21 protein-coding genes are annotated in these 23,299 nt (G+C 60.3%); 7 read left to right on the top strand and 14 right to left on the bottom strand.

Annotated features, from left to right (window positions below; all coding sequences use genetic code 11):
* Nucleotides 1-214: 214 nt before the first annotated feature.
* Nucleotides 215-1,297, bottom strand: coding sequence for a hypothetical protein (locus GTP77_RS23000; RefSeq protein WP_161074485.1), 1,083 nt, complete (start codon nucleotides 1,295-1,297; stop codon nucleotides 215-217).
* Between the two features lie 128 nt (nucleotides 1,298-1,425).
* On the bottom strand, nucleotides 1,426-1,713 hold the full coding sequence (locus GTP77_RS22995; RefSeq protein ID WP_161074484.1) for a hypothetical protein: 288 nt from the start codon (nucleotides 1,711-1,713) through the stop codon (nucleotides 1,426-1,428).
* A 484-nt stretch (nucleotides 1,714-2,197) separates the two neighbouring features.
* Here GTP77_RS22995 and GTP77_RS22990 point away from each other — a divergent pair, with 484 nt between their 5' ends.
* The gene (locus GTP77_RS22990; protein ID WP_161074483.1) at nucleotides 2,198-2,860 is read left to right on the top strand and encodes a response regulator; all 663 of its coding nucleotides are present in this window, start codon (nucleotides 2,198-2,200) and stop codon (nucleotides 2,858-2,860) included.
* Nucleotides 2,861-2,880: 20 nt separating this feature from the next.
* Here the strand turns inward: GTP77_RS22990 and GTP77_RS22985 are convergent, their stop codons facing one another.
* The gene (locus GTP77_RS22985) at nucleotides 2,881-3,522 is read right to left on the bottom strand and encodes a hypothetical protein (protein WP_161074482.1); all 642 of its coding nucleotides are present in this window, start codon (nucleotides 3,520-3,522) and stop codon (nucleotides 2,881-2,883) included.
* A 76-nt stretch (nucleotides 3,523-3,598) separates the two neighbouring features.
* On the opposite strand from GTP77_RS22985, the gene GTP77_RS22980 reads away from it, so the two are divergent.
* Nucleotides 3,599-3,901: a hypothetical protein gene (locus GTP77_RS22980; RefSeq protein ID WP_161074481.1), complete on the top strand. Its 303-nt coding sequence runs from the start codon at nucleotides 3,599-3,601 to the stop codon at nucleotides 3,899-3,901.
* Nucleotides 3,902-4,202: 301 nt separating this feature from the next.
* Here GTP77_RS22980 and GTP77_RS22975 read toward each other — a convergent pair whose 3' ends face one another.
* A complete protein-coding gene (locus tag GTP77_RS22975) occupies nucleotides 4,203-4,991 on the bottom strand; it encodes an HNH endonuclease (RefSeq protein ID WP_161074480.1) in 789 nt (262 codons plus the stop codon).
* 66 nt (nucleotides 4,992-5,057) lie between these two features.
* Entirely contained in the window at nucleotides 5,058-7,310 is a 2,253-nt protein-coding gene (locus GTP77_RS22970) for an AAA family ATPase (RefSeq protein WP_161074479.1), read from the bottom strand.
* A 295-nt stretch (nucleotides 7,311-7,605) separates the two neighbouring features.
* Here GTP77_RS22970 and GTP77_RS22965 point away from each other — a divergent pair, with 295 nt between their 5' ends.
* Nucleotides 7,606-8,436, top strand: coding sequence for an ankyrin repeat domain-containing protein (locus GTP77_RS22965; RefSeq protein ID WP_161074478.1), 831 nt, complete (start codon nucleotides 7,606-7,608; stop codon nucleotides 8,434-8,436).
* 60 nt (nucleotides 8,437-8,496) lie between these two features.
* Here GTP77_RS22965 and GTP77_RS22960 read toward each other — a convergent pair whose 3' ends face one another.
* Nucleotides 8,497-9,960 carry a hypothetical protein gene (locus GTP77_RS22960; protein WP_161074477.1) on the bottom strand — a complete coding sequence of 488 codons (1,464 nt, stop codon included), beginning with the start codon at nucleotides 9,958-9,960 and terminating at the stop codon, nucleotides 8,497-8,499.
* A 168-nt stretch (nucleotides 9,961-10,128) separates the two neighbouring features.
* Nucleotides 10,129-11,529 (bottom strand): DNA cytosine methyltransferase, encoded by a 1,401-nt coding sequence (locus tag GTP77_RS22955; RefSeq protein ID WP_161074476.1) that lies wholly within the window; start codon nucleotides 11,527-11,529, stop codon nucleotides 10,129-10,131.
* A gap of 169 nt (nucleotides 11,530-11,698) precedes the next feature.
* On the opposite strand from GTP77_RS22955, the gene GTP77_RS22950 reads away from it, so the two are divergent.
* Nucleotides 11,699-12,358 (top strand): hypothetical protein, encoded by a 660-nt coding sequence (locus GTP77_RS22950; protein WP_161074475.1) that lies wholly within the window; start codon nucleotides 11,699-11,701, stop codon nucleotides 12,356-12,358.
* Between the two features lie 589 nt (nucleotides 12,359-12,947).
* Here the strand turns inward: GTP77_RS22950 and GTP77_RS22945 are convergent.
* The 3 genes from GTP77_RS22945 to GTP77_RS22935 all read right to left on the bottom strand — a co-directional run bounded on the left by GTP77_RS22945 (nucleotide 12,948) and on the right by GTP77_RS22935 (nucleotide 14,774).
* Nucleotides 12,948-13,472, bottom strand: coding sequence for a hypothetical protein (locus GTP77_RS22945; RefSeq protein ID WP_161074474.1), 525 nt, complete (start codon nucleotides 13,470-13,472; stop codon nucleotides 12,948-12,950).
* Nucleotides 13,473-13,477: 5 nt separating this feature from the next.
* Nucleotides 13,478-13,675: a hypothetical protein gene (locus GTP77_RS22940; protein WP_161074473.1), complete on the bottom strand. Its 198-nt coding sequence runs from the start codon at nucleotides 13,673-13,675 to the stop codon at nucleotides 13,478-13,480.
* Between the two features lie 442 nt (nucleotides 13,676-14,117).
* Nucleotides 14,118-14,774 (bottom strand): SOS response-associated peptidase, encoded by a 657-nt coding sequence (locus GTP77_RS22935; protein ID WP_308807771.1) that lies wholly within the window; start codon nucleotides 14,772-14,774, stop codon nucleotides 14,118-14,120.
* A gap of 112 nt (nucleotides 14,775-14,886) precedes the next feature.
* Between GTP77_RS22935 and GTP77_RS22930 the strand changes: the two genes are divergently transcribed.
* Complete coding sequence (locus GTP77_RS22930) at nucleotides 14,887-15,612, top strand: hypothetical protein (protein WP_161074471.1); 726 nt, start codon at nucleotides 14,887-14,889, stop codon at nucleotides 15,610-15,612.
* A 38-nt stretch (nucleotides 15,613-15,650) separates the two neighbouring features.
* Here the strand turns inward: GTP77_RS22930 and GTP77_RS22925 are convergent, their stop codons facing one another.
* The gene (locus GTP77_RS22925) at nucleotides 15,651-17,078 is read right to left on the bottom strand and encodes an efflux transporter outer membrane subunit (protein WP_229202308.1); all 1,428 of its coding nucleotides are present in this window, start codon (nucleotides 17,076-17,078) and stop codon (nucleotides 15,651-15,653) included.
* Nucleotides 17,075-18,304 carry an efflux RND transporter periplasmic adaptor subunit gene (locus GTP77_RS22920; RefSeq protein WP_229202306.1) on the bottom strand — a complete coding sequence of 410 codons (1,230 nt, stop codon included), beginning with the start codon at nucleotides 18,302-18,304 and terminating at the stop codon, nucleotides 17,075-17,077. Before GTP77_RS22920 ends, GTP77_RS22925 begins: the two co-directional genes overlap by 4 nt.
* A 184-nt stretch (nucleotides 18,305-18,488) precedes the next feature.
* Here GTP77_RS22920 and GTP77_RS22915 point away from each other — a divergent pair, with 184 nt between their 5' ends.
* Entirely contained in the window at nucleotides 18,489-20,402 is a 1,914-nt protein-coding gene (locus GTP77_RS22915; protein WP_161074470.1) for a DUF4214 domain-containing protein, read from the top strand.
* A gap of 39 nt (nucleotides 20,403-20,441) precedes the next feature.
* Here the strand turns inward: GTP77_RS22915 and GTP77_RS22910 are convergent, their stop codons facing one another.
* Nucleotides 20,442-21,311, bottom strand: coding sequence for a CHAD domain-containing protein (locus GTP77_RS22910; RefSeq protein ID WP_161074469.1), 870 nt, complete (start codon nucleotides 21,309-21,311; stop codon nucleotides 20,442-20,444).
* Nucleotides 21,312-21,453: 142 nt separating this feature from the next.
* On the opposite strand from GTP77_RS22910, the gene GTP77_RS22905 reads away from it, so the two are divergent.
* Nucleotides 21,454-22,692, top strand: coding sequence for a TetR/AcrR family transcriptional regulator (locus tag GTP77_RS22905; protein ID WP_161074468.1), 1,239 nt, complete (start codon nucleotides 21,454-21,456; stop codon nucleotides 22,690-22,692).
* Here GTP77_RS22905 and GTP77_RS22900 read toward each other — a convergent pair.
* Complete coding sequence (locus tag GTP77_RS22900) at nucleotides 22,643-23,296, bottom strand: hypothetical protein (protein ID WP_161074467.1); 654 nt, start codon at nucleotides 23,294-23,296, stop codon at nucleotides 22,643-22,645. The genes GTP77_RS22905 and GTP77_RS22900 overlap by 50 nt on opposite strands.
* Between the last annotated feature and the right edge of the window lie 3 nt (nucleotides 23,297-23,299).

Here is a 23,299-nt window from a genome sequence, read left to right as displayed (position 1 = left end):
ATCATTCTGACCACCTCCAGCTTCAGGCTCGGATCGAATGTCTTGCGTTTTCTTGTTGTCATGCTTTAACTCCTCAGATGGTGAATTTTCCACCTATTGAGGTGTCCAGGCAAATTAGACCACGGCAGACGAGAAACAGGTCTCGAGCGCGGGAGGTGGAGCGGGAGATAGCCATGTGGGCCTCCTGAGGGTTGGGAAATTGGGTTGGGGGGAATTAGGGTGTTGTGACCAGGTTCGAGTCGATGGCAGCGATCTCGGCTTCGCTGAGCTCGATCTTGCCTTTTGCTGTGGGATCCAGTTTGCTTAGGTCGCAGGCCATGGCGGCCGGGCCGTTTCGCTTCCCACTCTCATGCTGGTAAAGCTCTTGGTCACCCGCGATCAATGCGAGCTGGGCGATCGTGAATCCGCCGTTGGTTTCAGCGACGCAACCGGAGAGCCGCTGCCAACCGTAGTCGAACGTTTGCGGCATCGCTTGAAGCTGTGGCAAACGTGGCAGGGCCTGGCGATACTCTCGCATCACGATTAATTCCAGGCGGATCGGGTTGCCCAAGACGCCGTTGTGGAACGGCGCTCGGAAGTCGGCGCCAGATTGCTCGCGATAGATGTCCGCGATCTCAAAGCGGGCGGGCGAGCGTTCCTTGACCAGCTTTCCGAAGTAGCCGGAAAACGCGTAGCCCTCTGGCAGCTTTTTCCCTTTCGCGAGCAGCTTCTCGAAGGTCTTGCGACTGGCGCCGTCGGCGACGGCGCAGTCTAGATCTGGGCATTTGTCCGCCGGGTTGTCAGGGTCAACCGCGTCTGCAATGCGATCGAGCTTCGCGTTCGCGGCGTCCACGCCCGTCTTGATCGCTTGCGTGTCTGCTCGCGTCCCCAAGATCGCCGCTTGCATCTCCCGCGCGGTTTCGAACTGGCTCGCGAGAGCTCCGCCCGAGGAGGCCTTCGCCACCGACCAAGAGCCGAGCAAGGTCACGAGCAGGAGCAGGGTGGTTAGGAATTGCCATGCCGGCGCGCGCCAAAGCGGCTTGCCGTTATCAGGGAAGGTCGCCATTCCGCTACGGGCGAGGACCAGGCGGGCGGCGCGGGGGAAGAACGCCGACAGGAACATGGCGGCGACAAGCAATCCGGTGCAGCTATAGACCACGCGGGGCACGAAGGAGAGCTTCGGGCCGAAGAAGTCGAGCAGAGCGACGATGGTGCCCGAGGCCGTGATCAGGCTGTTCGCGATCAGGACATGCCCGCGAGCAAAGTCGTAGAGGCCTTGCAGCGGGTTGGTCGGCGCGGCGGCCGTGGCGTTGGTCATTGCGATCTCCGTTCCATTAGACATGGCGCGGCCCAGGCGCGAGATAGCGCCGACTGCCAGGGCTGCTGGTTGGGTGGTTCAATCGCGTTGGAGTCGGCTCGGTGGCCTCTCCTCGGCGCGTTTCTTGCTCACTGCGAAATCATCCAGGCCTTTTCTGCCTTTACAAGCTTCACCTGCCTGGCGCCAGCATTTGTCGCGACAGCGCAGTCATACGATTTCAGCTCGCCCTTTTTGCACTCGACGATCTTCATCGACGCGATATCGCTTTCCATGCCCTCGCTTAGCTTGCGTCCAATGGATTGCTCCAACTGCGTTCGACGAGCTTGCTGCACGTCCGCGTCGGTTGGCGCTGAATCGCATGCCGCCAGCAGGGACAAGGCGGGAATCAACATCAAGGTGATCAGATTTTTTTTCATAGTAGCGCGCTCTTTTCGAAAAGGGGGGGCGTGATTTGGGCCGCGCGAAAATAAATTAGCAAACCGCGCAGTTTCCGTGCTGGCACTTTAGCTTTAGATTCCGCGCTCGTAGAATCGCTCTCAGCAGCTTTCTTTTATCGCTCAACGAGCGATGCCGCATCGCTTTAAATGCCTCGCTCTCGGAGCGCTGTCGCGGGACGTTTGTGGCGTGCCGCGATGTTTATGCGTCGCCAAAGCGAAGAATGTTTCGTAACCCAAGAACGGAGCGATCGTCGGATGGCGCCTTTATCTAAAGGAGAAACAGATCTTGAAAGATGGAGGTGTTTGGATCTGTCGATGGCATGCCAGGGGAGTTTGCGGCTCCGCTATCGTGCTTTAGGGGATACCGGGCCGGCGCGAAACGGCCGACAATTTTGATGGGGGCGTTGATTGCGGCGGATGCCTTGACGCAAGCGATGCGAGTGATGAAACGAAGGCAATGACGATGAACGAGACGAACAATCTGGGCGTGCTGCTGGCGGATGATCAGCCGGTGATGCGTCTCGGCTTCGCCGCGTTACTGCGCCAGCTTGACGATGCCTTCGTGTTTCACGAAGCGGACACTCCGAAGGGTGCGCTGGAGCTGGCGCGAAGCGTCGAGCCAACGATCGCACTCATCGACCTGTTCTTGGCCGGCTCGTTGGGCTTCGACCTGATTAAGAGGCTGCGGGCGGCTGCGCCCGGCATGGCGATCTTGGTGGTGTCCGCGCACGACGAGCGACTCTACGCCGAGCGAGCGCTCCGGGCGGGGGCTCGGGGCTACGTGATGAAGCACGCCGCCGCGAAGGCCATGAAGCAAGCCGTCCAGGCGGTGCGGGGTGGCAAAGTCTGGCTTTCCGAAGCGCTGCGGGACGACTTGGTGAATCGCATCGCCAGCGCCGGACAGCCCGACGACCCCGCCGAGCTGCATTCGTTGTCGGATCGCGAGATCACCGTTTTTCGGCTGATCGGGCAGGGGCTGAAGAAGGGCGACATCGCGCGCGAGCTCAGCCTGTCTCCTCACACCGTTGAGACGTATCGCTCGAACATCAAAAAGAAGCTTGGCCTTGCTAGTGGCGCGGAACTGTATCGCCAGGCGTTTTTGCGCTCCCAAACGCTTCCGGTTTGACTAGCTTGCTCGGCAATAGCTCACAGTGGGCCGCCCTTGGTAGTTTTGGATGGCGCGGGAGTATTTATGCCAAGAGTGCTGGATAGCATAGCCTTTTCATATTCGGCAAAGAGCGCCGGGTCTTCCTTGAACAAGGCGCAAGCGACATCCGGATATAAGCTCAACGCGCCGAGAAGCACGCCTTCTAGGGCCGATATCGCTTGCGTGACCGCTGGAATACCAAGTGGGAAATGCTGAATATTTGGCCGCATTTTTTGTTGTTTCACCCTGAGGCGAAAACCTGGTGGCGTCCCTGGTTCCGGCTGGGTTTCGTGAAGCACGGAGACAGTGACGGCGCCAAGTGAGACGGAGTCAAGGAAGATTCGATCTCCCACATCGTCGGGGGACTCCGAAACGTTCGAGGGCGCTCCGCGAGCGCTAAGAATGGCAGCGACCCAGGGCTTGCCCGCTGCAAATCCATTAGCAATTTCTTGTGAAGTGACCACTTCGCCGTCTTCGCTTCCATCTTGGTAGAGAAGCCTATACCGCATGCCGCCATCGACACTTCGGGATGCCTGCAACCGGATTTGCTTGTCGTTCGCTATCACCTTTTCATAAACAAATTCTTGCATTGCGTTAGTTTTGGGGTGCGCAAGCAGCGCCTGGAACAGTGCTTTATTCATTGGTGTTTTTTATCTGGATTGACATGGACGAAGCTATTTGAGAATCATTGGGTATTCTGACTGCTGGGAGAAGTCTGTGACCAACGAAGAGACTCGCTCGACAGAGGCCCGAAGGCGATTTCCAACGATTCCCCAGAGATCAATCATCGAGGATGTCTGGGAAGTGAGACTTTTGGCGCGGACCTTTGGCGGAGACGAAGCGAAAATCGCGCGAGAAGCACGGCTTAAATCACAGTTGGAGTGGTCGCTTGACATGGAGTGGCTCGACACCGTGGCGGAGCAGAGCGGCATGGACGCCGACCATAAATCCTTTCTTGCAGCGCAGTTCAAGGAGCGTAACCAACGGTTTTGGCAGGAATTCAGCCATACCGAGGACTGAGCGCTTGCAATGCCGCTTGTGGCGCCTGAGTAGGAAGCTTGCCACCACAGAATCGGATCACTTGGATTTAAGCGGGGAGATCGGCTTTCGGATATGCGAGCGCCAAGGGCATCAAGCTCCTGTCTCCAGGCGTCGTCGTCAATTTGCTCGATGTTTGGCGGGGGCATATGGTTAGGGAGGCGAATTGATGCGACAAAACAACTACCAGTCTTGCTTGCCTCCGCGTTGCTGGTAATGGAACCCGCAGCAGCTTAGCGACATGTTGATCGTGTCATCGCAGTTTTGGGGGCCGGCGGCGGAGCTATAAGACTTGCCAGCGTCTCATAATTTCTTCGTTGTGATACTGGACATATTTGTCAGATATCTGGTGCCCTGGCGCTTGTCTTAAATTCTCTATGCGCAAGGCGCGGACGCCATAGTCCAGCTCAACATGATGATTTGGGCAAACGCAAATGATGTTCGCCGCGATGTCCGGGCCATCATGAGGAGCGCCCAATGGCTGGATGTGGTGGGCCTCCGCATATTGCTCGCCGTTCGGCAGCGCGATCGATTCTCCACAGACTTGGCACTTGTAGTTGTGCCAGCGCTTGACCTCGCGGGCGAGCAGGGTGTCGCGCAGCACCCGATAGGTGGTGGTTTCGCATCGCGGCGCCGGCTCGTTCACGTCGGATGCTTCCGGAGATTCGGGCGGAGGTGGCGGCGGGGTTGCCGTGTGGTTGGCAGCCAAGTAGGGAGTCCAATCGAAGTCCCGCGCTTTGCGTATCTCGTCAAACCACCACTGGAAGTCGTCTTCGCGCCGGACGAAAGCGGTGTAGTAGCCTTTGCCTGGCGATAGTTTTTCTTTGTCGATGATCAAGCCGGTGATGGCCGGCAATCCGTTCTCCTCGCACCATTCAGCAAGTGCGAGCAAGCCTTGGACTTTGAGGCTGTCTCCCCAGCTCACCGCCTCTTGCGATAGGCCTAGCCGCTCATGCGCGGACTTGTAGCCGATGAAGGTTTTCGGGTTGTCTGGCTTGATGTTAGGCAGAAGCGAGACCAATAGGCCGAGGATCCGTTGGGCAGAAGCGTCTAGCAGTGGGGCGATCGGCATCGTTATTTTCCTAATCCATTTTTGTTGTGTTTGAAGCGCGCAGACCTTATAGCCGCGTTGGCCTTGCTATGCTGCCATGGCTGAGCGCAAGCCTTCCATGTGCATCGGATCATGCTCTTCCAGGGCCGCGATCAATTCCTTGACCGCCTCTTCGATGTCGCACATGAGCTCGCTGTTTTCCGCCAGCCGCTCGATGTTGTTGGCGTGGCTGAAGTGGTGAAGGACTTTGAGGATACGCTTCGACTTGGCTTCGCCAAAAATCCGATCCGCGCGCTGGTCAACCGTTCCGCCTCGCGAGTCTGGATACTTGGCGTAGGTGTAGAGCTCCAAGAAGCGGCGGGCGGCGTTGGGCAGCATCATCAAGACTCGGAAGTCCTTCTTGTCTGGCGCCAAGTTGAATTCATGAAGCACGCTAAACAAGAAGTGATACTCGGACGAATAGGCGATGAGGGATTTCGGCAAGTCCGAGAGCGTTGATGAGCTTGGCGATACGCGTTTGACCAAGTAGGCCCGCGCCGACGCGTTGTCCGGCTTGAGCTCGCGCATCAGCGAGAAGAATTCAAAATTGTGAGTGGACAGAAAAATTTGCTTGCAACGGGTTTTCCATGGGCCGCCAGCGGTCTCCTGATGGAAGAAGGCCTCCTTGATGATGGCGTTCACTTGGAAGATGTGGTTGCTATCCAGGCTGGAAATTGGGTCGTCAATGTAGATGATGGCCTCGTCCAGCTTCTTGATCTCGCCGAGCCGCGTGAGGAAATAGGAGAACGCGATCGCGGTCTTCTCCCCCTCGCTCAAGTGCTTGGCCGGCTTGCCGTTTGAGCGGAGCAGTTGGAAGCGCTCTTCGCCGCCGATCTGCGCTACAGCGATGTGCACACTGTGCTCGCCGAGGAGGCTGTGGATGCGCTTGTTGATCGCCTCGCGTCCGAGCTGAGATTTGCTGATGATCGCCTTGAGCTCCAAGACGCGCGTGGCTAGTTTGGATGCCCGATCATCATGCGCTGTGGCGCAGCTTGCCAAGCGTTTCTGGCGCAGCTCGTAGCCGTCGATCTTCTTCTCCACGCAGAAGGCTTGGGCGAAGTGCAGTTTGAGCTCGTTGATGGCGTCGGCTTTGTCGGAGGAGAAATTCTTGAAGGCGCCATTGTTCAGCTCGATGACTGAGTTCACCACTTTAACGGCGTCAGTCACGGCCTTCGTCAAGCCGAGTGGGACGGGCGTTTGCGCGATAGCTTGAAATGGCGATTGGGATTTTTTGTCCAGATCCCGAACGGCGGTGTTGAGCGCCTGATTATAGGCCCCGATGGCCGCTTGCAAGGACTCGATGGCCGTCGCCAGCTTTGCTCGATAAGCGGGCTCCACTTCGGCGTCTTTCGGCGCGGCGTAGGCCAGCTCGGCGCCCGCCAGCTTGATTTTGAGATTGCTCAAGGCCTGTTTGTGGTTCATCAGGTCTTTGGAAAAGTGCGCGGCGAGCGTAGCCAAGCGATCGCTCTTCAATGGACCGCCGCAGAATTCGCAATCCGTCTTGCCGTCGTGGAGAGCCAGGCCTGTGGAGATCCACCCTTCGATATCGGGGTGCTGCGCCAGATGCTCAATGGTGTGGGCTAAGTCGGGAATTTTGGACAACAGGACGGGCGCCTCCGCCAGAATGCCGTCGAGCTTAGTGGTCAACGAAACGCTGGGCAAGGCGGGCAGCTTGTCCTCTTCTTTGGCGCGCGCCAGTTTCAGCTTTTCTTGCACGACGGTGTCGGAGAGCTTGAATTTTGCCAAGTCCATCCGAGCGAGGAAAATTTGCTTTTCAAGCTGAGTGGCTCCGAACGCCTCGACGATGCCGATGGCCGTCTTGACGGACGCGGCGGACGTGGTCTTTGCGGCGTCCATAGTCTTCTTGTTTGCTGTCGCGGCCTTGGTCCGTTTTTCGGAAGTCGCCCGTGTCGCTTTGGCCAGGGCCTCCAACTCGTCGATCTCTTTCTGCGCTTTTTCGGAGTCGGCTCCTAGCAGCAAGATGGGCTTGAACGACGAGCCGGCGAAGTTCAGGTTCTCCGCGATGAAGTCGGCGTTGAACACTCTGGCGACAATAGGAGATGCGGCGTAGTTGGCCTCTGTGACAGGGCCCGCGTCCGTGTCGATGGTGAAGGAGAACGCTGGCAAGTCGGGCGGCAGGGACTTGCGTTCAAGCAGGGAGACCAGCCGGGATAGCGTGGTCTTGCCAGAGTAGTTCCAGCCGTAGATCAAGTTCTTGGAGCCGAACTCGGTCGTGTCCGCGCCCGGCGCGTAGTCGTTGAAGACGCCCAATCCTTTGATGCGTTGAATTTTCTTGAGCATGTGCGTCTCCTATCAGTGGCGCGATGTGATCGTCCTTGTTGCTGGAACCAGCGTCCGACGCAGGATCGGATGCGGACCGCTACAGGCGTTTTGCGGCATGTGGCTGGGGCGCAAGCTTGGCTATGCGACTTAGCGTAGAGCGCCGCAAGTTGATATTTTGAATACTCAACTTGTTAATAGTAGTTTATAGTAATGTGCCTCCGCAATAGTTATTGAGCGGTGGAACTAAATACCAATTTGCAAGTCATGAAAGCGCTGGGCGTCTATCGTTTCTTCTCACACACAGGAGGCGGGCATGGCAATCGGAAGCGAAAATTTGGCGGCGTTGCTGGAGCAGTTGGGAGGGCCGACTGAAAGTGGCCTGAAATATCTGCTTATCACGGGCGACCTGATGGCCGCCTTCGATAGCGACGAGGATTGGGCTGAGCTCTGCCAGTTCGCTTCCAAGGTGGACGAGGAGCGCGGCATATCCGCCCGGTTCGAAAAGCAGTTCCGCGATGGCATAAGCCCCATAGGAGCGATGCAAGACAACTATGTGTTGGCAGCGCTCGCCGCTTGCCGCATAGGGTTGGAAAAGAGCGAGCCACTGATGGTCTACGCGGCGTCCAACAAGCATGAGTTCCCTGGATTTGTTCAAGACGGCCTTGCCGAGATGAGTTGCATGCGCGTGCTTCACTGGGGCGGCTGGGATGTGAGCGCTCCGCATCCGGAGACCGGCATGACTGCGTTGCACTTGCTTGCGGCCACCAGGCACGCTCCTGGGAGCAATCCGCGCGCGATCCACTGGCTGCTTCAGCGCGGCGCGAACCCTTCCGCCCGCAATGAGAACGGCGATACCGCGCTCGCTTACCTCTGCGGCATATCGGTTTGGGGACGCGCTCAACTGAATTCATTTGTGTTGCTGCTGCTTGCCGGAGCGGATCCGTTTGACGCGGCGAATGACGGCACGACCCCTTTGCATCACCTTAAGTCTCGCAATGAGAGCCAGCCCATCCAGCTTCGGACGCAAACCATTGAAGCGATCGAGACCGATATCAATAGGACCCCAGGTGTCTTCGCTAGCGGGATCGCCATAAGGCCGGAGCATAGGTGGCAAGCAACTTTGGCTTTGGCGGGCATCGTTTAAATCCGTCGTGGGGATCCTTGTTCGAGTGAGCGGCGTTGTCAAGGCATCTATGCGCCTGGGTTAAAGCTTGGCTTTGTCAAAAAAGATCACGTAGTTGAAGTTCTCTTCATATTTTTCCGTGATGTCATCCACGACTTTGATGAGGTCTTGCAAGTCGATTTTTCTGTTAGGCGCGCGCGTGACCACGCGTTCCAGGGTCTTCTTGGCAGGGAATAGCGTGAGCCCTCCACTGTCCGATGGCAACGGCTTTCCAATCAGCGTGACGAGAGCGCAGATCATCACCGGCCCTATCTTCGCGTAGCCCTTATTGAGGCAAGCGAACTCCTTTTCGAGGGGCAGGGGCGGGTCGAACGCCTCCATGTCCAAGCGCATCGCGCGGTTGTTCTCGTCGATGAACTTTTCAAACTGGACGATCGGCAACGCGTGTCGGGACAGCTCTGGCAAAGAAACGCTGACCTCTTCAAAAACATCCCATTGGGTGAGCAGGCGCAGCGCCGCTTCAACCGCCTCCAATTCCTCCTGAAAATCAAAGTCGTGGCCGGGCGAGGGGGCTGCAAACGCATACTTTGTGTTGTCGGTCGCCACAAACTCGAAGAAGAGCTTGTTTGTCGAGCATAGAAGCTCGACAAATTTCAGCGCTTTCCGCAAGGCGGCGAGACCAAATTCTTGGACGCCAAAATTTATGTTGAATGTAAACTCCCTGCTGTCGGGAAGGGCCAACAGTTCGAAGAACTCGCCTTTGAAGCGGCTCTTGCGAGGGCGAATCGTGGAATTGAAAAAATCAACTGGGAAGGAAAACCCGCCTCCTAAGTTATCGGTCTTCGCTGTCATTATGCCTCGAAGACTCGGTTCGACGTTGATGAGCTCTATCTTGCCTGTCGGCTCTTCTATGTAAGGTTCAGGCGCTGATTTTCCGAATCGCTTGTGAGTCGCCCTGAAGTCGATCACATCGACGGCGCCCGCATCCATTCCCAGCGTGGCGTTGATGAATCGCGCGATGTTTTCATCGCCTTCGATGGTGATCGAAACGGTCGCGAACCCATCCTCAAAACCCGTTTCCTCCAGATGGGCGCGTTTCCTCGCGCTATACTCCGCCATGCTGTAGCCGATGTGTCCGAGCAGAGCTGTGGCGAGCGCCGCCCCGCTGATGTCAGGGAGCATGTCCGCCTGGTCGTAAGTCACTGTCATGGTCTGCTTATGCGGCCGATGGTCGGACCCGGACACCTCCGCCTCGTGAATGCGTTTAAGGGCTTGGGTGGAGAGGTGTTGATCCACATGTTTCACAAAAACGCGTTGCGGCGTTTCCTTGTCATCGAACTCGATGAAGACGAAAAAGGCCGGGATGGGGGCCGTGACCAAGCGCCGCCAGTTCGTCAGCGTTATCGCGCTTTTTCGGCTCCGTTTGTCGGTCGATTTGACCTGGACCTTGCACTCGAAGGCGGCCTCATGGATCGCGGATGGGGAATCCTTTGCGCCGGGAGCGAAATCGAATTCCACGAGGAAGTCCCAGCCGGTCTTGTCCACATCCGACTTGTTTGCGGTAAGTCCCGCGCTCGCGCACCACTGGCTAAAACAGCTCTCGCCCAATCGCCCGACATCCCTCATGCGCTATGCCTCCTAGTGTGATTGGCAATTCTAATCGATGAGGCAGGCGACGGGGAGTTAGGCCTTGATTGCCGCGCCGAGGGCAAGCTATTTGTGGGGGCACGGCCCCAAGAACGGTAGGATGGTGGATGCAACTGCGCCGACGACCGGAATCGCGACGGAGTTGCCAAACTGTTTCAAAGCGAAGCTCGCGCTGGCGTGCGGTTTGAACGATTCTGGAAACCCTTGCATACGGGCGGCTTCGTGTTTCGTCAGCGCGCGGACTATTTTTCCGATTCGATACAGCCCGGTCTTGCCGACGACGCCGCCGGAGTTCGCGCAGAGCGTGAAGCCCTTCCCGAGAGAGGAGGCAACGCGATAGCCTTGGCAATCCTTGCCATCGATGAGCCCGACGACCTCGATCTTTTGCCATCGTCCCTTGGGATCCGGTTTGAGCCTGGTCATTGGCCTGCGGCAAGCGGATCCCGGCGGCGAGCGGCCCAGGATGTCGGCGACTATCTTCGACGCGTCGGAGCCGCGAGGGAATGAATACGGCGTTGCTCGATTGGCCAGGATTCGATCGTGGAGACAGACAAAGAATAGCCGCTCTCGCATTTGTGGCAAACCGAAATCGCCCGCGTTGAGGACTCGCGTGGAGACCGAATAGCCCAGGTCGGTGAGCGTGTCGAGCACGGTCTCAAAAGTCCTCCCGTCGTCGTGTGAGCATAGCCCCTTCACGTTCTCCAAGATCGCGATGGAAGGGGAGAGCGCCCCGATCAGCCTGGCGATCTCGAAGAACAGAGCTCCTTTGTCCGCGTCGTTAAATCCGGCCCGATCACCCGCCATGCTGAAACTTTGGCAGGGGAAGCCGCCGCAGACGATGTCCACCTGGCCGAACTGGCTTGGGCTGGCCGTGCGGATGTCATTGTGCAGGGGATAGGAGCCCGCGTGATTGGCTCGGTAAGTCTTCCGGGCCTCCGCGTCCAGCTCGATGGCTCCGGCGCAGGAAGCGCCGAGATCCGACAACGCGATATGGAAACCGCCAATGCCGGCGAAGACATCAAGGAAGCGCAGGCCTTGCAAAGGCTTGTTGTCAACGATGCTGGCATCCACTAGGCGCTGGGCCCAGGCTTCCAGAGCGTCGGCCGCCGCTTGTTGGGCTTTGCCTAGCGTGTCGCCTGCGAGGGCCGAGCGAAGCGATTCCAGCAGCCGTAGGGCGGCGCCGCCCACGGCCTTGGCTCGCGAGGCGCGCCGCTCGCTGGAGGTGGTCAAGGGCAGCGTGCAGGCTTGGTAGAGGCCTGAGCGAAAGCGGAACTTGAACTCGGCGATCCATTCGCCATTCATTTCGGCGCATTGGATGGATGCTTTGGCGCCAGGATGGTCGAAGGTCTCCTCGCCATCCATCGCGACAACGGCGCTGGCGGAGACAGGCTTGGCGAATACGCGGACGGCAGCGGGCGCTTTGCTTGCCTTCGTCGATTTGCCTGCCTTGGATTCTATCCGATTCATAGCGCCGCCCCTGCCTGCCAGAGCGCCGATCGCCCTGTTCGTGAGGCATTCTTGAGCGGGCTGGATGGCTAAAACCGCCGTGGCGGCGAGCTGTCCCCGATTGTCTCGGCCGGAGCCCTCGGTGTCCCCGAATGACTTAGCGGCTTGGGCGAAAAAACGACATGCTAAGATGGCAAAAAACACGATGGGAGAGGCGATGGCGAACACCGGCAAGCATGTGAGCTCGGCGCTGGAAATCGAGGAACACGCGGCGAAGCTGGCCGCCCTGATGTCGATTCCGGCGGTGGTGAAGCCCATGTTCTTCTTTGAGGTGGGCGATGTAGCGGCTTTGCTGCGAGTGGATCCGAAGACCCTGCAGCGCAAGCGCGAGGCCCGCGACCGGGCTTTGGCGCTGAAAGCGGATGCCGAGGCGGCTGGCGCCGCTTGGGGCGAGCAAATCGACCCCTTGGACATCGCGTCGATTCCGTATGTCCCGCCAGCCCCCACGGTCAAATACGCCGCCTTGGAGCTGGAGAACTACCTGCTGCGGCTGTCGGAGGCGAGCAAGCTAAAGCCGCCCGCTAATCCGGGCTTCTCGCTACCAGGGACCCTTCGAGGCTTCCAGAGCTGGCTTTCCACTGCCACCCCGTCGGATATGTGGCCGTTCTCCATTCAACCGGATGGCCGCCCCATCGACCTGTGCGCGGCGATTGGCGTGGGACTTTTGACAGGAACGGCGGAGCGTCTGACGATTCGGGAGTTCGGAGAGCGCTTGGCTCACGCGTCCGCTGCGGCATACGCGAGGGACGAGGCACGGCAACTGCGAGAGCTGTTGGGCGGCGACGCTTGACGGTGGTTCTGGCGTTGGGATAAGCCAGTGGCGCCGGGACTATCTGGGCCGTTAATGTTTCGGCGCGTGAAATGGTTGAGCTATATGAACACCCTTTGAAACTTGAATCTCCAATATGACAGCGACGACAGTCAGGACTGGGCTAACGAGGAAGGCGAGCAGGACGCCTACGTCAAGGAGCTGTGCGTCAGGTTGTCGGAATTAAACTCGCTTCCTGATGGACAAGATCGCGCTATTGGCTGAGCGTTGGGGCGTCGATCTCAACGGCATTCCCGATGGAGGAATACAAGAGGCGAAGAGGGCACGGGACCTTGAGGTGCATCGTTGGCATTATCAACCCCTAGAATGGATCGTGCCGCGACCTGCATGACCATGCCCTCCCTCACGTTCAGGGCGGTTGTGGGGATGATTGTGCTGGCCGCCATTGGCTTCGAGGGGGCGCCTGGACGGTCAGCATTTCGCAGTCGCCCGCAGAAGCGCTGCTGGCCCCGTCGGTGCCGCAAGCTAACCTGTCCTCGGGCTGGCTCAGTATACCGCCGGTATAGATCGCTTGCGTAACATGAGAACGGATACGGGGCGTGGCGGCACGTCACTTCTTTGTAGCAGAGCCGTCGTGAGCAGATGGCGAGGTGCCACTTAAGAACGATCGCATCGTTTCTCGGTTTTCAGACGCCCAAGCGAGAGCTATGATGGCAGCGACAACAAAAAATGCAACCGACGATGCAATGCCAGGCCAGAACGCCTTCGAGAATGAAGTGGAAGAAGCGATCTTTGTCTCAATTTTTTCGCTCTGCGCTGTCATTACCCCTTGTAGAGAGCCAATTGCCTCCTCAATAATCCTTGGTTTTTGCAGCTCCAAATATTCGTTGGCGAATGCGAAAAGAGTTTCCCTCGCTTTCGTTTCGAAAGCACTTTGGGCTGTAGCGGTGAAACTAGCGTGGTAGTTCGCTAAATCCGCTGGCGTGAGGGGTGTCCCACTTTGGCGAGCTGCTTCGCACACCTCGGCCTTGCCCTTCTTGTAGAGAGAGTAGGCAAGCATACCGACAAGAAGGTCCTCGCCGCTAACGGCATTGGTTAAACGCTCATAGATATCGTTGTAGGGTTTGCTCGCCATCTTTGCTATTTCGCCCGCACGAACGTGAGCCGGGCGTCAAAATTCGGGTCCTTGGCGTCCAGCACTTTTTTTGCAGCTCCCATGGCGGACCGATAGGCGGACTCTTTCACCAAATAAACGGAGTCGCCTGACTTTGTGACACGCCTCTCAGTGACGCCTCCTTTGGAGGCGTCTTTCACAACTAAAAAAGTTTTCGTATCCATATCATTTCTCCGGCGCGGATTTGGCCGCTACCACGTTTATACCACATTGCAGCAATTTTACAACTGAGAGGAGAGGGGGGCCCTGAGAGGGAGGGGACTTCCATGGGCAGTGAGTAGCTGTTAGCTCTGCAAAAAATACTCGCATTCGACAAAGATTCCACCAAAAATGCTAAGATGAGAACTGCGCAAGACCATAGCTCCCCTATGACGATGCCGGAACCGCGCGCTGGGTTCACACTGCAGGGGTCGCAAGTTCGAAACTTGCACTTCCCACCAGAATATCACTGCGAAATCATGCAGTTATAAAAATGCCGACTCATTGCGAAGTCGGCTTTTTTTCGCCTGTGTAATTTTCTGGTGTAATTTACCCTGCCTTCTTGTCCTCACAGACTAGGGCAGACGGCTTGTCGAGCGCCGCGCGCTTTTATCGGTACGCTTGGACCTAGAAATCGAAAGCCAGGTTGCCGTCGGATGCCTCGGGTGGCGTGTCCGCCTTCTTCGCCCGTGACGGCACCGGGCATTCCCATGACGTCATAGCCTCGGCCGGATAATGGCGCAAGAAGCTACGCGCATATTCCGGCTCGGAGGCCTGCAGCCAGTCGTCCCACTCATTCTGCGGGACGATGACCAGCGCGCGCTTTTCGTCTCCGGGCTTGTGGAAGCGCTGCATCAGCGGATGGTCGTCCGCGTTGATCGTGAGCTGGGTGAACGACCATTCCGGCCCGTCGGTCCCATCCCACTCACGCCACAAACCGCCGACGGCAAACATCGACTGGTCTGCCATGCCGATGCCCCACCTGCTTGCCTTTCCACTCTCATAGCAGGGTTCATAGAAAGCTGTCATGGGCACCAGGCAAAGTTGTGAACGCTTCCAGGCGCCGGAGAATGAGCGCAACTGGCCCACCGTCTCGGCGCGTGCGTTCATCGTATCGAAAGGGCGCACACCTTCCGGAATACGCTTCCTGGGCACCATGCCATAGGTCGCTAACAGTCCTTCGCGCGCCCCATCCGTGCCGCGCCGAACGATAGGGGCGGAATAGTCCTTCCATGTCTCCGGCTTCCAGCGCTCCACGTCGTGCAAATCGATCAGCACGCCCATGACTTGTTCGAGCATTTGCGGCGTTGGAGGTTGAAAGTTGACACACATAATGGGTGGTGAGCTGGAGACGAGACTGGAATGATAGCGCTTTTCGCCCTTGCTGATATACTGTATGCGTGTACAGTATTTTTTGGAGGGGAAGGTGAAGGTATGGGTTGCGAAGCGCCGTCAGTCTGGTGTGTTGCTGGACCATCCGGTGCCGCTGTGGGACGGCTCCGAACCTTGCGAACTGCTGGTGCTCAACGTGACCGATCAAGGGCAGCGCAGGCCAGGCAAGGTCGCCCGCCTTTACCCTTTGGGAGCGCAGCGCGTGATTGGCGAACTGCTGGCGCCCAAGCTGGTTTGGTTCAAGTCCTGGCAGCTTGTGATCAGCGGTGTTGAGACTGTTGTGAGCGACAAAGGGCGCAGGCGTGTCGCGCAGACCTGGATTTGCCGGCTTGCGGTTCCCCGTGGCGTCACGCGGTTTCGTGCGGTCCACATGTTCGACTACGGCGTTGAGCTGGAAAGGCGGATGCTGGCAGACAGATTTGCCCGCAACACGTCCGGCCGTCTGGTGGTCGACAGCATGTTGAGCCCTATCTTTGGGCGCAGTACCACGTATGGCGCAATCGGTGAACGGGACGGCGCGGCCGATTCCATGGAATTCCCTTTGCTCGAGTGCGGCCTGGACTGGATGTCGTCCGATCGTTTCACTTTATCCGGCTTCGAACTCAAGCAGCGGTGTTTGGAGTCTCCCCTGACGTTGTTGCAGCAGGGCTGGATCTGCAAGTTTGATCTGGAGCAGGCGCTGGAATTCGATGAGGCGAGAGCGGGGCGCGAGGCATTTCCGCAGCACTGACAGTCTTGATGAAACGGCTCAGCAGGCGCTCGCGTCGGTCATCCGGCTTGCCACCCACCGCCGAGCGCTTTGTACAGCGATACCGTGGCCTGTAGCCGTTTCAGCTTCAGTATCCCCAACTCATTCTGCACGTCCGACAGGCTGCGCTGGGTATCTAGCACGGTCATCAAGTCTTCCGCCCCCGCCTTGTAGCGGATCTCAGACAAATTGAAGGCCATGCGCGTCTGTTCCAGCTCGACCATTTTTAGCCGGCGCTGCTCGTCAAGACTTTTGATCTGGCCCAGCACGGTGTCCACTTCCGCCAAGGCCGCGAGTACCGTCGAGCGATATGCCTGCACCAGTTCCTGTTTTTGTTCAACGGCCAGGTCACGCTGTGTCCGCAGGCGTCCGCCATCGAAAATCGGCGCCATCAACGATGCGCCGACGTTGGCGAACAAGTTCTGGCCGTTGAGCAGCGACAGCAGGGCGCTGCTCTGCGTGCCCGCCGTTCCGGTCAGGCGTATGCTGGGGAACAACGCCGCGCGCGCCGCGTCGACATTGGCGCTGGCAGCAGCCAGGACCGCTTCCGAACGGCGAATGTCGGGGCGCCGCGACAGGAGTTCGGACGGCATGCCAGGCGCCACCTCCGGCAATTGAATCGTGTTGAGTCCGCTATCGTGGATGCGAAAGGTTTGCGGCGAGCGGCCGAGCAAAATCGCCAAGGCCGACTGCGCCTCGCGTTCCTGTTGCTGCAAATCGGGGATGGCGGCGTGCTGATTGGCGACAGCGGAGCGCTGGCGCGCCAGATCGACCGACGTGGCGGCGCCGACGCTGCTCTGGGCTTCGACCAGCGACAGCACATGCTCGGCATTCGTCGCGTTCTCGCGCGCCACGTCCAGACGGTCGCGCAGGGACAATACGCGCAGATAAGTCGCCACGATGCCGCTGGTCACGGTGAGGGCGACAGTTTGCCGGTCATAGGCATTGGCCCTGAGCGATGCTGCGGCCGCGGCAACATTGGCCTTGTTCTTGCCCCAAAAATCGACTTCGTATGACACCTGCAACAGCCCGCTCGATGAAACATTGGCGTTGTGATGTCCGGCGACCGGTAAATCCCGGCTGGCGCCTGCAACAGCATCGACGGAAGGCAACAGCGCGACTCCGGCAATCCGCGCCTGGGACTCGGCCTGCCGCAGCCGCGACAGCGCGGCGGCCAGTTCCAGGTTGTTCTCTTGCCCTTCGCGCACCAGCTGGCTCAGCTCGGCGCTACCAAAGCGCTGCCACCAGTTGGTATCGGGCCATTCCTGGCTGCCCGGCGTCCCGGCCTGTGACCAGCCGGCGGGCAAGTCGACCGCCGGCAACGGTTCCGCAACGGGAATCGTGTGCGCGCAGCCCGTCAGCAGCGCGCCGGCGAGGCACAAGGCTGGCGCGCCTGTCCGCAGCATTCCCGCTTGTGCCAATCCGTCGAACAGGGAGCGTTGTTTCATGGCGTCCCCATCAGTGCTGCCCGCTTGGGCAGGGGAGCGACAGCCGGCACGGGCACCGGCCCTGCCAGAACTTGCTCGCCGGCCTCCAGGCCGGACAACACCTGTACCTGCTGCTGATTGCGCATGCCGACCTTCACTGCGCGCGGCACGATCTGCCGGTTGGCGTTCACGACGCGGACCTCATACATTCCCGCCGCGTCGCGCTTGCCCAGCAAGTGGGCCGGCAGCAGCAAGGCATCCTTGGCCTGCGCGACGACGAACTGCACCTGGGCCGTCATCCCGCTCATCAAATCCTGCTCCGGATTGTCGACCTCGAACAGAACGTTGTAGAAAGTCTGCTTGCCCTGTTCGCCGGTTCCCTCGGCAGGCACGGGAAGCACCTGGCGCAGCTTGCCCGACCAGGTGCGGCCCGGATAGCCGGGCGTCTGGAAATTGGCCGTCATGCCGCGCCGCAGGCGCGTCACATCGGCTTCCGCCACGCGCGCCTGGACCGTCATTTGCGACAGGTCCGCAATGCGCAGCAATGGCGCGCCCGCCTGGCCGATGCTGACCGCTTGTCCGGGGCGCGCATTCACGGCCACGACGGTCCCGGAGATCGGCGCCAATATCTGCGTATGCTGGCGGCTTTCTTCATCGAATTTCAGCGTCGCCTGGAGCTGCTGAATCTGCGCTTTGATGGAGTCCATGCGGGCGCGCGCCGAAGACAGATTCATGCGGCTCGATTCGACGCTTTCTTCCCGCGTGGCGTTTTGCGCCTTGAGCTGCGTCTGGCGCTTGAACTGCAACTCGGCGAAATCGGTTTGCGCCTGCTGGTCCGCCAGCTCGGCCTGCAGCCGCGCCATTTGCGCACGATTGCTTTCGACCTGGATGGCCTGGACCGCCGGCGACATCTCCATTACCACCGTGCCTTCGTGCACCGTATCCCCAACGGCGAACAGTACCGCTTTCAATTGGCCCGCCGTCTGGACACTGACGTCCGAAACGCGATGGAACTGCAATTTCCCGATTGCGTCGACTGTTTGCTGCAGGTCGCCGCGCTGCACGGTTACCGTGTCTGGCGTGGCATCCGTGGCGGCCATGGCCTGCGGCGGTTTTGATACATCCGCTACCGCAGCCCCGGCATTCAACACCATCACCAGCGACGCCGCAGCCAGCCGCATATGGCGATGGGTCCATATCGTGCTGCCGGATATTGGGCGGCGAGCGCCAGCATTTTCATCGTTCATCGGTTTTACATCGTTGAAGGTACGGGGTATTTTAGCGCATTGGCTGCTGTAAAACCGGCAGTAAGCCGGTTCGCGCTATGCGCCAGTGCGCTGGGGCGATATTGGCCGGTGGTTATTGGTGACAATTCAGGCGGGAACTGCGTGGTACGCTTGGCACCTTTTTCCGTCAGTCAGGCTTGAAAGTATGTTCAGATTTGCGTCTGTAGTGCTGCTGTGCGCAGGATTGACCGCTTGCGGTGGCGATGGCGCGCAGCAGGATAGCGCCGGCGCCCGAAAACTGCTGGGTGGCTCCGCCCCAAGCAGTGCCGCAGCAGCGGCCAGCGTCAAGCAATTTCCAGGACTGCGCGAGGACTACACCATCTCCGCCGGTGCCGCTTCGATCACGGTGACCAGCAAGGCTGGCGCGCAGGTTGCCGTGCCGGCTGACAGTACGCTGCGCTTCGACGACTGCAGCCTGGTGTTTGGAACAGGTAGCGCCGCCGCCCGCATACTGAGGCTGTACCAGGCCGCATTCAATCGCGCGCCCGACGCTGCGGGATTGAGCTACTGGGCGCCCTTGCTGGAGCAGGGCGCGTCGCTCGATACCATCGCCACCGGGTTTGCCACGTCCTCGGAGTACCAGGCTTTGTATGGCAAATCGCCGGGCGCGCAGGCCACTGTCGATAATCTGTACAGAAACGTGCTGCGCCGCGAGGGCGATGCGGCTGGCGTCGCCTACTGGCTTGGCGTTTTGACGCAGGGCCGCGCAACGGTGGCGCAAGTGCTGGTCAGCTTCAGCGAAAGCCAGGAGAACCTGGACGGCACGCGGGCGGCCATGAGCCAGGGCGTGGTTCTGTACGAGCCAGGCGTGAATTACACGCCTGTCGCCCGCCCCGGTGCGTCGCAGGAGGTGCTCGTCGGGACGGAGGTGCGGCTCGACGGCAGCGCCAGCTCCGCAGCCAGGAAGGTTTCCTACCGTTGGACCTTGTCCTCCAAGCCGGAGGGAAGCAAGGCGGGTCTGTCGGACGCAGACAGTGCGGCTCCTGCCTTCACGGCCGATCTCGCCGGTACTTACGGACTCACGCTGGTGGTAGGGGATGGCGCCTCGTTCAGCAGCCAGGCGTCGCTGCAGGTGACGGCCAAGACCATTCCGAGCGTCTGGAAAGCGGATGCGGGCAAGGTGCCTGCAAGCGGTAACTATGTTTATCTTCAGGGCACGGAAGGCGACGCTATCGTTGGCAACCGCAGCTATCTGTACACGCAGAGCGATGCTGCCTTCAGCTTGTCCGCGCACAGCAACGTCGCAGACGTGTGGCTGAAACGCAGCTACAGCACCTGGGAAAGGGAGAACTGGGGCGGCCTGTTCCAGCTGCCGGGCAAGGGCACCCGGCTGGTGCCCGGCTATTATGGCGACCTGTCCGGCCTCCCGATGGGCGAAGGCACAGCAGGCGCGTTCCGCTGGGATAACCCCGACGGCAAGTGCGCCGCGCCCGCAGGCTGGTTCGTGATCGACAAAGTGCGCTACAGCGGCAGCGAACTGGCCGCGATCGACCTGCGCTTCGAGCAGCGCTGCGACGGCGCCCCAGGCGTGCTGCATGGCCAGATCCATTGGGATGCGTCCGACACCACCAACGTGCCGCTGCCGGTGCTGCCTATGCCCGCCGGCCTGTGGACGCCCACCGCCAGCGCGCCGTCCGGCAATTACGTCTACCTTGAAAGCGTTGCGGGCGACACGGTCGGCCTGGGCAAGACCTATTTGTACACGCACGCGGGCGGAACGGCGGTCACCGTCTCTGGCACACTGTTCAGCGTCAATGTGAACGACGGCCCCAGCGGCGACAAGTGGACCGGGCAGCTTGCCGCCATGGCTGCGCTGCGCGAACTGAAGCCGGGCTACTACGGCGGCTTGTCGCGCTATCCCTACCATAAAGCCGCATGGGGCGGAATTGACTGGGGCGGCATGGGGCGGGGGTGCACCTCTGCTCCGGATGCGGGGTGGTTCGCGATCGATGGCATCACCTATTCATTCGGCAAGGTAAAGACGCTGGACGTGCGTTTCGAGAACCGCTGCGGGGCCGGTGCTGCCCCCTTGCGCGGCAAGATTCACTGGGTGTTCTAGTCAGGCAGAATAACGCCTGCGAATGCATTCAGCAGGCTATCAGGTCATGCGTAGCTTTGCGACGGCCTTGAGCGGTTTTTCCAGCTGCTCAAGACCAGCTTCGGCCTCCGCAGACAGGTAGCCAAGCGAGAACGCCGCCGCCTGCGCCAGCTGACTATTTTCATACTGGAGTTCTGCCAGCAGCCGCGCGGCCACCGTCATGTCGTTCAACATGCCTAGCCTGTCCTGAAGCGCAGACAGCTTGTGTATATAGTTCGCGGCCTTTTCCCGGTCCAGAAGATCGCGGAAGAACTCTGCGCCGTAGCGCGCCTTCTTGGCTGCGATGCGCACGCGGTGAACCGCCGGGGCTTCGCGCGGCTCCAGCAACGCGATGCGTTTGCGTAGCCGCTTTTCCGCCTTTTTCAGCAGCGGTATGGCGCTGCGCGCAGCCTGTTTTTTCATGGCCACGCGGCCAGCCTCGGTCACGTCGTTCCGCCACTGTTTTTCCTGCATCCAGCTGTTCAGGCGCAGCATAAGCTTCTTGAAGCGGGGTGAGTCCAGTGTCCGCAGCATTGCGCGGTGCAGTTTGGCTGCTTTTGCGAGAGCCGTTTCGCTGAGTGCTGACGTATCAGCGCCGCGCACCCGCTTGAGGGTGGTGCCGGCCAGTACATCCCAGTCGCGTACCGGACCCAGTGCGGCGGCCAGCCAGTCCAGGCCCTTCTGAATATTCTGCGGTGCCGTGACCAGCGGCTCGAACATCTTCAGCAGCGCGCGCAAGCGGCGCAGCGCAACCCGCATCTGGTGCAAGCTTTCGGCATCCCTGGCCTGCACGCCGGCCATGTTAGCTTCCATTTGCGCCACGCAGCTCCGGCCCAGCGCGCTGAACGCGTTTGCCAGTGCCATCTTCTTTTTTAGCCTGACGGTTTCCATTGCTGGCCTCCACCGGTTTGAATTTCCACAATTCAGGACAAATGTTTTACAATCGGCCTGATTTCCGCCTCCCCTCCCCGAGCCCCCATTGTCCGACCCCGCCGTTGAAAAAAGGTCCAGAAAAGCGCCGCAGGCAAATGCCTTGCTGGCTGCGGCCTGCCGCATCGTTGCGGCGGAAGGGCTGGTTGGCCTGACCTTGCGGCCCCTGGCCGAAGCGCTGGGTGTATCCGTAACAGTGCTCAGCAATCACTACGGTGCGCGTGCAGATATTATCGCCGCCATTTGCCGAGCGGCGCGCGAGCATGACGCGCAGCGCCTGGACCACTGGCGCAAGCTGCTGGCGGGTTTGGGCAGCCCGCCGCCGTCCATCGCAGCCGATATGGCGGAAGCCATACTCGACGACCTGGTCACGGAACAGCGCGCCATCTCCATGCTCTACCTGGAAATGCTGCATGCCTGCACCTGGGACGCGGCGCTGCGTCCCGCCTTCGAGCCCTGGGCTGAGGAGCGGCGCGCGTTCTGGCACGAGTTTGCCCGGAGGGCCGGGCTGGCCGGAGCCTTGGTGGAGTGCGCGTGGTGGCAAGGCTACGTTGTGGCGGAACTCGCCTACAGCGTGGCCCTGAACGCCGTCTCGTCCTACCGCATGCTGCGGCGGGTGTGCTTGCAACGGCTGTTCGCCGGCGGCCTTGCTGCCGCGCCGGACGAGGCGGGCGCCGTCCTGTTCGCGCTGCTGATCGAACAGATGCAGCCTGGAGGCGACAAGCTGGCCGCCGAATCCGGCACGGGCCAAACGCCCGCATGGATGGCGCTGGCCGCGCGCGCCTGCGGCATACGGCTGGCCGAACAGGGCGTCGGCGGGCTTACGCACCGGGCCATTGCGGCGGAAATCGGTGTGCCGCACACGACGCTGAGCTATCGTTTCCCCACGCAGTACGACCTCGTGATAGCGGGCCTGGAGTCCATCGCCGCGCACATCCTGCTGGCGGTGGATGCGGGCAGCCTGACGGAATTGCAGCGCTTGCGGATAGCGGGCGACGGCAAAAAGCTGGACCTGGCGCGCGCCAACTTCGCGGTGGCCATTGCCGCCGCGCGCATGCCCGATCTGAAAGACTACACGGCCAGCTTGCGCAGCCGGCGCGGCAACAACCTGGTGAAAGTGTTTGAACAGTACATGCCCGGCGCGCGCGGCATCGATGGCTTGTGCGCCCAGGTGATCTCGATGGGGCTGACCGGCTTGACCAATCTCGAGCCGCCGGGCGAGGCGTCCGAGAATTCGGTCGCCTCGGCCTTTGCAGCCACCGCGAAGTGGCTGCAGGCGGGAGCGGGCCAGCCTATTCCGGATAGGCCCACAGGTCAAGCGGCGCCGCGGCGCCGGAGGTGAGCAGGCGGAAGGCGGCCGGCGCGTAGTCACTGTCGGCTACCAGGAAGCCCTCGGACTGCGCAGGCAGGTCGCCGCAGCCGGCGGTGCCGAGCGAGAGCTTGAGCGTTTGCGGCAGTGCGCTGGCGGCGAGCTTGCCGGACAGCTTGCAGCTGGTGGCGCCCGCAACGATATCGCCGCTGGCGTTCACCGAAAATGCCGCCACGCCGCCTGCCGCCAGGCGGACGGTGTAGCTGCGCGCGATGGCTGCGGCATTGAGCACGTTCGACGGGATGGCGCTGCTGTTCAGCAGATCCAGCGCCGTATCGCTGGTGGCGGCAGGCGTCATTTTCCATTTGCCGTCCGTCTCGCGCTGGTACATGGCCGATGCCAGCTGGGTTCCTGCATTGAGCACCAGCAGGCGGCTGCCGTCTGCTGCCGCGTAGTATCTACCCGCAGTCGGGCTGGCGGCGTCGCCGGCGCTGACCGCGTACACGCCGGCAGGCAGCTCGGTCACCTTCACGGTGGGCGCATCATCGCCGCCGCTGCTGCAGGCGGCCAGCATCAGCGGCAGCAGGATCGGCAGCAGGCGCGCGGCGCCGGCGCGGGTGTAAGTCTTGTGCATCATGGC

The sequence above is a fragment of the Pseudoduganella aquatica genome, from assembly GCF_009857595.1.
In the GTDB taxonomy this organism is placed as follows: domain Bacteria; phylum Pseudomonadota; class Gammaproteobacteria; order Burkholderiales; family Burkholderiaceae_D; genus Rugamonas; species Rugamonas aquatica_A.
The sequence above is the reverse complement of the archived record's forward strand: the minus strand, read 5'-3'. Positions and strand labels throughout refer to the sequence as shown.